General features: G+C 72.5%; 10 protein-coding genes. 7 read left to right on the top strand and 3 right to left on the bottom strand.

The window, feature by feature from the left end; genetic code table 11:
• The first annotated feature begins 126 nt into the window (after window positions 1-126).
• Window positions 127-1,176 (top strand): LLM class F420-dependent oxidoreductase, encoded by a 1,050-nt coding sequence (locus ABTY59_RS21385; protein WP_352020581.1) that lies wholly within the window; start codon window positions 127-129, stop codon window positions 1,174-1,176.
• A 279-nt stretch (window positions 1,177-1,455) separates the two neighbouring features.
• Window positions 1,456-2,241, top strand: a complete 786-nt coding sequence (locus ABTY59_RS21380) for a ferritin-like domain-containing protein (protein WP_352020580.1) — start codon at window positions 1,456-1,458, stop codon at window positions 2,239-2,241.
• A 48-nt stretch (window positions 2,242-2,289) separates the two neighbouring features.
• Here the strand turns inward: ABTY59_RS21380 and ABTY59_RS21375 are convergent, their stop codons facing one another.
• Complete coding sequence (locus ABTY59_RS21375; RefSeq protein ID WP_352020579.1) at window positions 2,290-3,282, bottom strand: magnesium and cobalt transport protein CorA; 993 nt, start codon at window positions 3,280-3,282, stop codon at window positions 2,290-2,292.
• An 86-nt stretch (window positions 3,283-3,368) separates the two neighbouring features.
• On the opposite strand from ABTY59_RS21375, the gene ABTY59_RS21370 reads away from it, so the two are divergent.
• The 5 genes from ABTY59_RS21370 to ABTY59_RS21350 all read left to right on the top strand — a co-directional run bounded on the left by ABTY59_RS21370 (window position 3,369) and on the right by ABTY59_RS21350 (window position 10,067).
• Window positions 3,369-4,058 carry a histidine phosphatase family protein gene (locus tag ABTY59_RS21370; RefSeq protein ID WP_352020578.1) on the top strand — a complete coding sequence of 230 codons (690 nt, stop codon included), beginning with the start codon at window positions 3,369-3,371 and terminating at the stop codon, window positions 4,056-4,058.
• A gap of 67 nt (window positions 4,059-4,125) precedes the next feature.
• Window positions 4,126-4,716, top strand: coding sequence for a DUF3090 domain-containing protein (locus tag ABTY59_RS21365; protein WP_352020577.1), 591 nt, complete (start codon window positions 4,126-4,128; stop codon window positions 4,714-4,716).
• Complete coding sequence (locus ABTY59_RS21360; protein WP_352020731.1) at window positions 4,680-5,516, top strand: SCO1664 family protein; 837 nt, start codon at window positions 4,680-4,682, stop codon at window positions 5,514-5,516. Before ABTY59_RS21365 ends, ABTY59_RS21360 begins: the two co-directional genes overlap by 37 nt.
• Before the next feature lie 148 nt (window positions 5,517-5,664).
• The gene (gene mshC / locus ABTY59_RS21355; RefSeq protein ID WP_352020576.1) at window positions 5,665-6,894 is read left to right on the top strand and encodes a cysteine--1-D-myo-inosityl 2-amino-2-deoxy-alpha-D-glucopyranoside ligase; all 1,230 of its coding nucleotides are present in this window, start codon (window positions 5,665-5,667) and stop codon (window positions 6,892-6,894) included.
• Window positions 6,895-7,010: 116 nt separating this feature from the next.
• The gene (locus ABTY59_RS21350; protein ID WP_352020575.1) at window positions 7,011-10,067 is read left to right on the top strand and encodes an NPCBM/NEW2 domain-containing protein; all 3,057 of its coding nucleotides are present in this window, start codon (window positions 7,011-7,013) and stop codon (window positions 10,065-10,067) included.
• Between the two features lie 48 nt (window positions 10,068-10,115).
• Here the strand turns inward: ABTY59_RS21350 and ABTY59_RS21345 are convergent, their stop codons facing one another.
• Window positions 10,116-11,201 (bottom strand): PAC2 family protein, encoded by a 1,086-nt coding sequence (locus ABTY59_RS21345; protein WP_352020574.1) that lies wholly within the window; start codon window positions 11,199-11,201, stop codon window positions 10,116-10,118.
• Window positions 11,202-11,343: 142 nt separating this feature from the next.
• Window positions 11,344-12,405 carry an LLM class flavin-dependent oxidoreductase gene (locus ABTY59_RS21340; protein ID WP_352020573.1) on the bottom strand — a complete coding sequence of 354 codons (1,062 nt, stop codon included), beginning with the start codon at window positions 12,403-12,405 and terminating at the stop codon, window positions 11,344-11,346.
• Window positions 12,406-12,430 lie beyond the last annotated feature (25 nt).

Here is a 12,430-nt window from a genome sequence, read left to right as displayed (position 1 = left end):
GCGCGAGAGTACTGGCCAGGGCACCACGCGGAGAGAGCCTGTGGACAACCGTGTCCTGACGGATGGCCCACGCGCGCGCTAGAGTCCGCCCCAAGTGACGTTACCGATGGGTAAGGGGTGCGTGGAATGCGGCTCGGCATCAACCTCGGCTACTGGGGCGCCGGCATGGACGGCGACAACCTCGCCGTCGCCCAGGAGGCGGACCGCCTCGGCTACGACGTCTGCTGGGCCGCCGAGGCCTACGGCTCCGACGCCCCCACCGTCCTCGCGTGGGTCGCCGCCAAGACCGAGCGGATCGACGTCGGCTCCGCGATCATGCAGATCCCGGCCCGCCAGCCCGCCATGACGGCGATGACGGCCGCCACCCTCGACTCGCTCACCGGCGGACGCTTCCGCCTCGGCCTCGGCGTCTCGGGGCCGCAGGTGTCCGAGGGCTGGTACGGCGTGAAGTTCGACAAGCCGCTGGCCCGGACCCGCGAGTACGTCGAGATCGTCCGCAAGGCCATGACCCGGGAGCGGCTCAGCTACGACGGCGAGCACTGGACCCTGCCGCTCCCCGGCGGCCCCGGCAAGCCCATCAAGCTCACCGTCCACCCGCAGCGCGAGCACATCCCGCTCTACATCGCCGCGATCGGGCCGAAGAACCTGGAGCAGACCGGCGAGATCGCCGACGGCGCCCTGCTGATCTTCCCCTCCGCGGACCACCTGGAGGAGACCGCGCTGCGGCACCTGCGCGCGGGCCGCGAGAAGGCCGGGCTGACCCTGGACGGCTTCGACGTCTGTCCCACCCTGCCGCTCGCCCTCGGCGACGACGTGAACGCGCTGGCCGACGTGTTCCGGCCGTACACCGCGCTGTACGTCGGCGGCATGGGCAGCCGCAAGCAGAACTTCTACAACCAGCTCGCCCAGCGCATGGGGTACGAGAAGGAGGCCGCCGAGATCCAGGACAAGTACCTCGCCGGCGACAAGGCCGGGGCCGCGGCCGCCGTGCCGCACTCCCTGATCGACCAGACGACGCTGCTCGGGTCCGTCGAGCGGATCGCCGAGCGGATGACGGCCTACGCGGAGGCCGGGGTCACCACCCTCACCCTCGCCCCGGCCGGCTTCACCCTGGACGAGCGGGTGGCGGCCCTGCGGGCGGGCGTCGAGGCGATGGAGCGAGCCGGACTGGCCTAGGGCCCGCCCGGAACGCTCCTACGGGCCCTAGGCCTGTCCGGAACGTCCCGACCGGCCCGGCCCGGTCCGGAAGTCCTGCGGCCGTGGTGGGGGCTCGGGGGTCTCCCCGCCACGGCCGTCATGCAGCACAACGCTCCACGGGACCCCCGGTTACGCCCTCGGGACTCACTCTTTCGGCCGAGCCGTCCGGCCCCTCCTGTTGCCCGCCGCCCGGGACCGGACTTGACTCGTTCTCCCCGGACGTACCGGAGTACGGGCGTCCGCACGGAGGTGGCGGCGATGCTCACGGCCAAGGGCCTGTTCCAGGAAATCATCGACAACGACGAGTCCTTCCGGCTCTTCTGTTCCATCGCCGCGAGCGGCGAGTCCCAGGGCGGCTGGGAGAACGCCCGGATCGCGGCCCTCGTCGCACCCGGCATGCGCTCCCTCGCGCCCAAGATCAGCCGGCACGGCGCCGACGAGGACAAGCACGGCCGGATCTTCAACGCGCTGATGAGGAAGCGCGGCCTCGAACCCGTCCCCGTGCCCCCCGACACCGACTACACGATGCTGCTCGAACACCGCGGCATCGGCCTCGCGCACGAGAAGCTCCGCGCCGACCGCCCGCTCACCGAGGAGGACGTCGTCGTCTACCTCGCGCACAGCCGGGTCACCGAGCAGCGCGCCGCCGACCAGATGGACATGCTCGTCACGTACTTCGGGGACCACCCGGAGCTGGGCAAGGCCATCCACATGATCGACAACGACGAGGCGAACCACCTCGCCTACTGCCACGAGGAACTGCTCCGGCTCGCCCGGCAGGGCCACGGCCGGCTCATCCAGCGGACCCTGCGCGAGTCCGCCCTCGCCGAGATCCGGATCTACCGTGACGTCAGCCTCGCCGTGATGCGGCACATGGGACGCATCCTCAACTGGCCGAAGCCCAAGGCGGCCGTCCTCACCGCCGGGATCCACGCCATGTACGTGTACGAGCGCGCCGCCGGCTGGCACAAGATGGTCTCCCTGCGGATGCCCGACCGGCTCGACGCCCTCGGCGGCCCCGCCGCACCCGCCCCCGCCTTCTGAGTCCCCGCGCGGCCCCCGCGCTCCGAGAGCGCCCTCCGCGGGGGCGGCTCACATCCAGCCGCGCCGCTTGAACACCCGGTAGAGCCCGACGACGATGGCCGCCATCACCACGATCACCACCGGGTACGAGCCCTCCCAGCGCAGCTCCGGCATGTGGTCGAAGTTCATCCCGTAGATCCCCGCGACCATCGTGGGGACCGCGGCCATGGCCGCCCACGCCGAGATCTTCCGCATGTCGTCGTTCTGCCGGACCCCCATCTGCGCGAGATGGGCCGACAACACGTCGGACAGGAGCCGGTCGAGCCCCTCGACCTGCTCGTTGGAGCGCAGCAGGTGGTCGTTGACGTCACGGAAGAAGGGCTGCGAGCGCTCGTTCACGAACGGTACGGAACCGGAGGTCAGCCGGGCGATCGGCCCGGCCAGCGGACCGCTCGCCCGCCGGAACTCCAGGACCTGCCGCTTCGCCGTGTAGATCCGCTCCGCGGTGTTGGCCGGATTGCCCCCACTGGGCGCGAACACGTCCGCCTCCAGCTCCTCCAGGTCGACCTGGAGTTCGCCCGCCACGTCCAGGTAGTGGTCCACGATCGCGTCGCTCACCGCGTACAGCACCGACGTCGGCCCGTGCTTCAGCACCTCGCGCTCGGCCTCGAGACGCCGCCGCACCTCCGCGAGGGGAGCGCCCTCGCCGTGCCGGACCGTCACGACGAACGAGTCGCCCATGAACACCATCAGCTCGCCCGAGGAGACCCGGTCGCTCTCCGGCTCGTACACGACCGGCTTGAGCACCACGAAGAGCGAGTCGTCGTAGACCTCCAGCTTGGGCCGCTGATGGGCCTTCAAGGCGTCCTCGACGGCCAGTGGGTGCAGCGCGAACTCCGAGGCGACATGGGCGAACTCCGCCTCCGAGGGCTCGTGCAGCCCCACCCACAGGAAGGCGTCGCCCGTCGCCCGCGCCTCCTCCAGCGCGTCGGAGAGGTCCGCGGGTCCGTCGGTACGGCGCCCGTCCCGGTAGATGGCTGAGTCGACGATCACGCCGCGCATTCTCCCCCGAACGCCCCCGCCGCGCACGCGCGCGGCCGCCCCGGACGCCCGGCGCCCCCGCACCGGTACCGCCTAGGCTGGCCCGCATGGCCACGCTGATCCTCGTCCGGCACGGACGTTCCACCGCCAACACCTCCGGGGTCCTCGCCGGGCGCATGCCCGGGATCGCGCTCGACGAGCGCGGGGCCGCCCAGGCCGCCGCGCTCCCCGCGCGCCTCGCGGACGTCCCGCTCGCCGCCGTCGTCACCAGCCCCCTCCAGCGCTGCCGGGAGACCCTGCGGCCGCTCCTGGACGCCCGCCCCGCGCTCCCGCTGCACGTCGAGGACCGCATCAACGAGTGCGACTACGGCGACTGGTCGGGCCGCAAGCTGGCCGAGCTGGGCGACGAACCGCTCATGGAGGTCGTCCAGGGCCATGCCTCCGCCGCCGCCTTCCCCGGCGGCGAGTCGATGCGCGCCATGCAGAACCGTGCCGTCGAGGCCGTGCGCGACTGGAACGCGCGCGTGGAGGCGGAGCACGGCGAGGACGCCACGTACCTCATGTGCTCCCACGGCGACGTCGTGAAGGCGATCGTCGCCGACGCCCTCGGCCTCCACCTGGACCTCTTCCAGCGCATCCACGTCGACCCGTGCTCGGTCACCGCGATCCGCTACACGCGCCTGCGTCCCTTCCTCCTGCGCCTCGGCGACACCGGGGACTTCGCGGGATTCGCCCCCCGGGAGCGCCCTGGTGACGGAGGGGCGGCGGAGGTCGGTGGCGGTGCGGGCGCACCGTGATCGCTTCGCGCAGTAGGGTGGACGCGCCGCTGTAGTACGACTGTCGAGACGCAAGGGAGCCGGGAACGTGTCCCGTCAGGTGTTCCTCTACGACCCACCGGAGCGTTTCGTGGCCGGCACGGTCGGGCTGCCTGGCCGCCGCACCTTCTTCCTGCAGGCGTCCGCCGGCGGCCGGGTCACCAGCGTCGCCCTGGAGAAGACCCAGGTCGCGGCCCTCGCCGAGCGGATCGACGAACTCCTCGACGAGGTCGTCCGCCGCACCGGGGGCAACGCGCCCGTGCCCGCGGTCGCCCCCGCCGAGATCGCGGACACGGCCCCCCTCGACGCGCCCGTCGAGGAGGAGTTCCGGGTCGGGACCATGGCCCTCGCCTGGGACGGCGAGGAGCAGCGCATGATCGTCGAGGCGCAGGCGCTCGTCGAGCTCGACGCGGATTCCGAGGAGGATCTCGCCGAGGCCGAGGAGCGGCTGCTCCAGGACGAGGAGAACGGCCCGCCGATGCTCCGGGTCCGGCTCAGCGGGGCGCAGGCCCGGGCGTTCGCCAAGCGGGCCCTGGACGTCGTCAACGCCGGCCGGCCGCCGTGCCCGCTGTGCAGCCTGCCGCTCGACCCCGAGGGGCATGTCTGCCCGCGCCAGAACGGATACCGCCGCGGAGCATGAGCAGCCCCGAGAGCCCGCGCGACACGGAGCTGCTCGCGCGCGGTGAGCTGACCGTGCGCGGCAGGGTCCGCGAGGCGTCCAACGCCGTGCTGTACTGCTCCGTCGCCCACGAGGGCCGGGAGGCGGCCTGCGTCTACAAGCCGGTCGCGGGGGAGCAGCCCCTGTGGGACTTCCCCGACGGCACCCTCGCCCAGCGCGAGGTCGCCGCGTACGAGATCTCCGAGGCCACCGGCTGGGGTCTGGTGCCGCCGACGGTGCTCCGTGACGGGCCCTACGGGGAGGGCATGGTCCAGCTGTGGATCGAGGCCGACCCCGGGGCGCGGCTCCTGGCGCTCACCGAGGACGAGGAGGCGGGCGAGGGCTGGAAGGCCGTGGGGCCCGCGCAGATCGACGAGGACCGCACCGCCCTCCTCGTCCACGCCGACACGCCCGAGCTGCGCCGGCTCGCCGTCCTCGACGCCGTCATCAACAACGGCGACCGCAAGGGCGGACACCTGCTGCCGGGGCCCGGCGGTCGGCTGTACGGGATCGACCACGGGGTGACCTTCCACGTCGAGGACAAGCTGCGCACCCTGCTGTGGGGCTGGGCGGGCGAGGAGCTGCCCGCCGAGGCGGTCGGCGTGCTCGACTCGCTGGGCGGTGCGCTGGCCCCGGAAGCTCCGCTCGCCACCCGACTGGCGGAACTCCTGACCGGTGCGGAGGTCGCGGCGGTACGCGCCCGCGTGGAGGCGCTGCGCGCCACCGGGCGGCACCCCGAGCCCTCGGGGCGGTGGCCGGCGATCCCCTGGCCGCCTGTCTGAGCCGCCAAAAGGTTTCGGCCAAGACCCCGGGAGGCGCCAGGACCCCTGGGGGGTATGCACGCAAGCCTCCGACCCGCAAGAGCGCCTAATCGGTCAAGATCCCGGATCCGGTTCGTATCCGGAACACCTGTCCGGTTACGCTCGGGTCATGCATGCCTGGCCCGCTTCTGAGGTCCCCGCCCTTCCTGGCAAGGGCCGCGACCTCCGGATCCACGACACCGCGACCGGCGGACGAGTCACCCTCGCCCCCGGCCCCGTCGCCCGTATCTACGTCTGCGGCATCACGCCGTACGACGCGACCCACATGGGTCACGCGGCGACCTACAACGCGTTCGACCTCGTTCAGCGCGTGTGGCTCGACACCAAGCGGCAGGTGCACTACGTCCAGAACGTCACGGACGTCGACGATCCGCTCCTGGAGCGCGCGATCCGTGACGGCATCGACTGGGTCGGCCTCGCCGAGCGCGAGACCGCGCTCTTCCGCGAGGACATGACCGCCCTGCGGATGCTGCCGCCGCAGCACTACATCGGCGCCGTCGAGGCCATACCGGGCATCGTCCCGCTCGTCGAGCGCCTCCGGGACTCCGGCGCCGCCTACGAGCTGGACGGCGACATCTACTTCTCCGTCGAGGCCGACCCGCACTTCGGCCAGGTCTCGCACTACGACACCGAGCTGATGCGGCACCTGTCCGCCGAGCGTGGCGGCGACCCGGACCGTCCGGGCAAGAAGAACCCGCTCGACCCGATGCTCTGGATGGCCGCCCGCGAGGGCGAGCCGAGCTGGGACGGCGGCAGCCTCGGCCTCGGCCGCCCCGGCTGGCACATCGAGTGCGTCGCCATCGCCCTCGACCACCTGGGCATGGGCTTCGACGTGCAGGGCGGCGGCTCCGACCTGATCTTCCCGCACCACGAGATGGGCGCCTCCCACGCCCAGGCCCTCACCGGCGAGTTCCCCATGGCCAAGGCGTACGTCCACGCCGGCATGGTCGCCCTCGACGGCGAGAAGATGTCGAAGTCCAAGGGCAACCTGGTCTTCGTCTCGAAGCTCCGCCGTGACGGCGTCGACCCGGCCGCCATCCGGCTCGCGCTGCTCTCGCACCGCTACCGCGACGACTGGGAGTGGACCGACCAGGTCCTGGAGACGGCCGTGGAGCGGCTCGACCGCTGGCGCGCCGCCGTCTCGCGTCCCGACGGTCCGTCCGCCGACGCGCTCGTCGAGGAGCTCCGCGAGGCGCTCTCCGACGACCTCGACACGCCCACCGCGCTCGTCGCCGTCGACCGCTGGGCCGCGCTCCAGACGGCCGAGGGCGGCACGGACGAGTCCGCCCCCGGTCTCGTCTCGCGCGCCGTCGACGCACTGCTCGGTGTGGCCCTGTAACGAGCAGGACCACGCAACCCGCTTTCAGGCAACCGCCCTTGGACTTCTCGCCGAAGTCCGAGGGCGGTTCCGTTTTGTCCTGGCGGGGTTGCTCGTTCCTGCGCTAAACAACCTCCATGCAATCATCATCGCGCATGAAAGTTGCACTGGCCGGAGCCGTCCTCGGACTCCTCACCGCCTTCGCGGGACCCGGCACCACCGCGTCGGCCGACCCCTCCGACACCACGGTCGGCGCTGTCACCGGCTTCGCCGCCGACGGGGCCGTCTACCGGCTGACCGCCGGCTCCACGGAAGCCCGCGTCTCCTTCGTCACCGCCGACACCTTCCGCATCGAACTCGCCCCCGACGGCAGGTTCACCGACCCCACCGGCACCGACATCACCCTGCCCCAGGGCCCGCCGCCGGCCACCCGCTGGCGCGACCTCGGCGACCGCTACGAGCTCGCCACCGCCAAGGTGACCCTGCGCGCCACCAAGTCACCGCTGCGCTTCTCGGCCGTACGGGCCGACGGCACCCCGCTCTGGACCGAGTCCCAGGGCCTCACCTGGAACCAGGACCGCACCGTCCAGACCCTCGCCCGCGGCGCCGACGAGCAGTTCTACGGCGCCGGCATGCAGAACGGCCGCGGCAACACCTCCCACCGCGGCAAGACCGTCGAAGTCGGCGTCGACTACAACTGGAACGACGGCGGCCACCCCAACTCCGTCCCCTTCTACGTCTCCTCCGCCGGGTACGGCGTCTATCGCAACACCTACGCGCCCAACACCTACGCCTTCGCCGAGCCCGTCACCACCAGCGCGAAGGAACGGCGCTTCGACGCGTACTACTTCGCCGGCGACGGGAAGGACGCCCTCAAGGACGTCATCGGCGAGTACACCCGGCTCACCGGCAAGCCCTTCCTGCCGCCCGTGTACGGCCTGGAGATAGGCGACTCCGACTGCTACCTCCACAACGCCAACCGCGGCGAGCGCCACACCCTCGACGCCCTGGAGGTCGCCGACGGCTACGTCGCCCACGACATGCCCAACGGCTGGATGCTCGTCAACGACGGCTACGGCTGCGGCTACGAGAACCTCGCCGAGACCTCCGCGGGCCTGGGCGAGCGGGACATGAAGCTCGGCCTGTGGACCGAGGACGGCATCGACAAGCTCGCCGACCAGGTCAAGGCCGGCCAGCGGGTCGCCAAGCTCGACGTCGCCTGGGTCGGCGAGGGCTACAAGTTCGCCCTCGACGGCTGCAAGGACGCCCACGCCGGCATCGAGGCCAACAGCGACGCCCGCGGCTTCACCTGGGCCCCCGAGAGCTGGTCCGGCGCCCAGCGCTGCGGCGTCCAGTGGTCCGGCGACCAGTCCGGCAGCTGGGAGTACATCCGCTGGCAGATCCCCACCTACGCGGGCGCGTCCATGTCCGGACTCGCCTACACCACCGGTGACGTCGACGGCATCTTCGGCGGCAGCGCCAAGACGTACACCCGCGACCTCCAGTGGAAGACCTTCCTCCCCGTCACCATGACGATGGACGGCTGGGCGGCCGCCGACAAGCAGCCCTTCCGCTACGGCGAGCCGTACACCGGCATCAACCGCGCCTCGCTCAAACTCCACGAGGCCCTGCTCCCGTACATCTACAGCCACGCCCACAAGGCGACGAAGACCGGCGTCGGCCTCGCCCGGCCGCTCGCCCTCGAATACCCGGACGACCCGAAGGCCGCGACCGAGGCCGCGAAGTACGAGTTCCTCAGCGGTGAGGACTTCCTCGTCGCCCCCGTCTACCAGGACGCGGTGGAGCGCGACGGCATCTACCTGCCCCGGGGCACCTGGATCGACTACTGGAGCGGGCGCACCTACCAGGGCCCCGTCACCGTCGACGACTACAGCGCGCCGCTCGACACCCTGCCGCTCTTCGTACGGGCCGGGGCCGCCGTCCCCATGTGGCCCGGCTCCATCCGCTCGTACAAGGACCGCGCCCCCGGCGACCCGATCGCCTGGGACGTCTACCCCCAGGGCAGCTCCTCCTTCGAGCTGTACGAGGACGACGGCGTCACCCGCGAGCACCGCACCGGGAGGTCCGCCACCCAGCGTGCCGAGGTCCGCGCCCCGCAGTCCGGCCCCGGTGACGTCACCGTCCGCGTCGGCGCGAGCAAGGGAACGTACACCGGGAAGCCCGCCGCCCGGCCGTACGCCTTCACCGTCCACACCGGCGACGCCCCCGGCGCCGTGCGGCTCGACGGGCGCAGGCTGCCCGCCCTCGCCTCCCGCGCCGCCTTCGACGCCGCCTCCGCGGGCTGGTGGTACGACCGCGACGAGCGCGGGGGAGTGGTCCGCGTCAAGACCCCCGCCCAGTCCACCGGCCGCGCCTTCGAACTGCGCCTGACCGACACCAGCGCCGTCGGCGGGGCCGTCCCCGGCGCCTCCGCCGTCCTCGCCGCCCCCAGCGGGCAGGAGCTCGGCGCGGGCACCCCCGGCACCGTCGCCGTGGACGTCACCGCCGGCACCCGGGACGCCACCGACGTACGCGTCTCCCTCGACGCCCCCGCCGGCTGGCAGGTCACCCCGGCCGCCCCGATCGCGCGCGTCCCGGCCGGCACCACCCGCCGGGTCGAGGTCGCCGTCACCCCGGCGGCCGACGCGAAGCCCGGCGAGGCGACCCTCACGGCGACCGTTCGGCACCGCGCCGCGGGCACCGACCGCACCGCCGTCCAGCGGTTCGCGCTCGGGGTGATGCCCCCGGCGCCGACCGCCGACGCCTGGGCGAGCGACCTCACCTGGCTGCGCGCGACCAACGGCTGGGGACCGCCCGAGCGCGACCGCTCCAACGGCGAGTCCGGTGCCGCCGACGGCCGGGCGCTCACCCTGGCGGGGACGACCTACGAGAAGGGCATCGGCGGCCACGCCGACTCCGACATCGAGGTCTACCTCGGCGGCCGCTGCACCACCTTCACCGCCGACGTCGGAATCGACGACGAGATCAACGGCTACGGGGACGTGGCCTTCTCCGTCGAGGCGGACGGCCGGGTCCTGTGGACCTCGCCCCGGCTCACCGGGGCCTCCGCGACCCTGCCCGTGAACGTCGACGTGACCGGCGCCCGGCACGTCCGGCTCCGGATCACGGACACCAACGGGTCGAAGAGCGGCGACCACGGCGACTGGGCGGCGGCCCGGTTCGGCTGCGCCTGACGCACGGACGGGAGGGGTGCCCTCGGGCGCCCCTCCCGTTCCGTCCGGCTACTTCCCGGGCTCGCCGTCAGACCCTTCCGGCTCTCCGGACTCCTCGGGGCCTTCGCCGGAACCCTCGGCCGGTCCCTCGTCGGGCTCCGCCCCGGCATCCGCCCCCGGGACCGACTCCGCCCCCGGGACCGACTCCGGGCCCGGCTGCTCCGGCTTCGGCGGGCGGGTCCGGCCGCTGCCGGAATCCCTCAGGAACTCACCGCCGTCCGTCGCCACCCCCGGCCCGGACCCCGGGCCCGTGCCCGGCTCGCGCCGCCGCAGATACCGCTCGAACTCGCGGGCGATCGCCTCGCCCGAGGCCTCCGGAAGCTCCGCGGTGTCCCGCGCCTCCTCCAGGGTCTGCACGTACTCCGCGACCTCGCTGTCCTCGGCCGCCAGCTGGTCCACGCCCAGCTGCCACGCCCGCGCGTCCTCCGGCAGCTCGCCCAGCGGGATGCGCAGCCCGATCAGGTCCTCCAGGCGGTTGAGCAGCGCCAGCGTGGCCTTCGGGTTCGGCGGCTGCGACACGTAGTGCGGCACGGCCGCCCACAGGCTCACCGCCGGCACGCCCGCGTGGGTGCACGCCTCCTGGAGGATGCCCACGATGCCCGTCGGGCCCTCGTACCGGGTCTCCTCCAGGTCCATCGTGCGCGCCAGGTCCGGATCGGAGGTCACCCCGCTGACCGGGACCGGCCGGGTGTGGGGGGTGTCGCCGAGCAGCGCGCCCAGGATCACCACCATCTCGACGCCCAGCTCGTGCGCGAAGGCGAGCAGCTCGTTGCAGAACGAGCGCCAGCGCATCGAGGGCTCGATCCCGCGCACGAGCACCAGGTCGCGGGGCTTGTCGCCGCCGACCCTGACCACCGACAGCCGGGTCGTCGGCCAGGTGATCTTTCTGACCCCGTTGTCCAGGAAGACCGTGGGGCGGTTGACCTGGAAGTCGTAGTAGTCCTCGGCGTCGAGCGCCGCGAAGACCTCGCCCTTCCATTCCCGGTCGAGATGGGCGACCGCGGTGGAGGCGGCGTCGCCGGCGTCGTTCCAGCCCTCGAACGCGGCCACCATGACCGGGTCGATCAGCTCGGGTACCCCCTCGAGCTCGATCACCCAGCGCCTCCTTATTCGAAGTTCCTGTCGTACGGCCCCACCTTACGGCTTTCCGGCGGGCCGCCCGCAGTTCCCGGACATCACCGAAAACCCGTGCGGCCTTGATCGACTACCCAGGAACTCGTCTCCGCACACGACGGAGTCACTCCTCCCACAGCGTGCTCGGCGCCTCCCTCCGCACGACCGGCGCGATCTCCTCGGCGAAGCGCTGGAGGGTCTCCTGCTGCTCGGCGGTCGTCTGGCCGAAGGTGTCGACCGTGACGGACTGCAGGTCGTGTCCGTAGTGCTCGTGGTAGCCGAGGATCTTGTCGATGATCTGCTGCGGCGAGCCGATCAGCTGGGGGCCGTCGGCGATCGCGTCCTCGATGGTGCGGAAGGGGGTGTTGTAGCCGGCCTTGCCCTCCAGGTGCGGCTTGAAGCTCTGCCGCACCTTCGCCTCGTACAGCTCCTTGTACCGGCTGACGGCCCGCTCGGGGGTGTCGGCGATGAGCAGCCCGCCGGAACCGGCCGCCACGCGCGCGTGGGCGGGGTCGTGGCCGTACTCCTCGAACTTCTCGCGGTAGTGGGCGATCAGCCGCGCGTACGCCTCGCGGGGCTGGATCGCGTTGGCCGTGAACAGCGGGTCGCCGTGCTTCGCCGCGAGCTCGGGGGAGTTGAGGCTGGTGGCCGAGCCGTGCCAGATCCGGGGCGGACCGGCGTACGGGCGGGGGACCGTGGTCACGTTCTTCAGCGGGGGCCTGAACTCGCCCTCCCAGTCGACGCCCTCCTCCGTCCAGAGGCGGCGGAGCAGCTCGTACTTCTCCTTCTGGAGGTCCCACTGCCGCTCCTCGTCCAGGCCGAAGAGGTCGAAGTGGCCGGCCTCCGCGCCCTTGCCGACGACGAGTTCGAGCCGGCCCCGGGACAGCTGGTCGAGCGTCGCGTAGTCCTCGGCGACCCGGACGGGGTCGAGGATCGCGACGACGGTGACCCCGGTGAGCAGCCTGATCCGGCGGGTGCGGGCGGCCAGCGCGGCGAGCAGCACGGTCGGGGAGGAGGAGAGGAACGCGCCCGCGTGCCGCTCGCCGACGGCGTACGCGTCGAAGCCGAGCCGTTCGGCGGTCTCGCCGAGCGTGACGACCTGCTCCAACCGGTCGGCGGCGGACAGCAGTTCGCCGGTGAGCGGGTGCGGGGAGTGGTGGACGATCGACAGCACCTGAAACTTCATGCGCCCACTCTGCGCGCCGAGTGTT

This window comes from Streptomyces sp. NPDC096079, from assembly GCF_040303145.1.
Taxonomy (GTDB): domain Bacteria; phylum Actinomycetota; class Actinomycetes; order Streptomycetales; family Streptomycetaceae; genus Streptomyces.
Note: the sequence above shows the minus strand (reverse complement) of the source record. Positions and strands in the feature narration are given on the sequence as shown.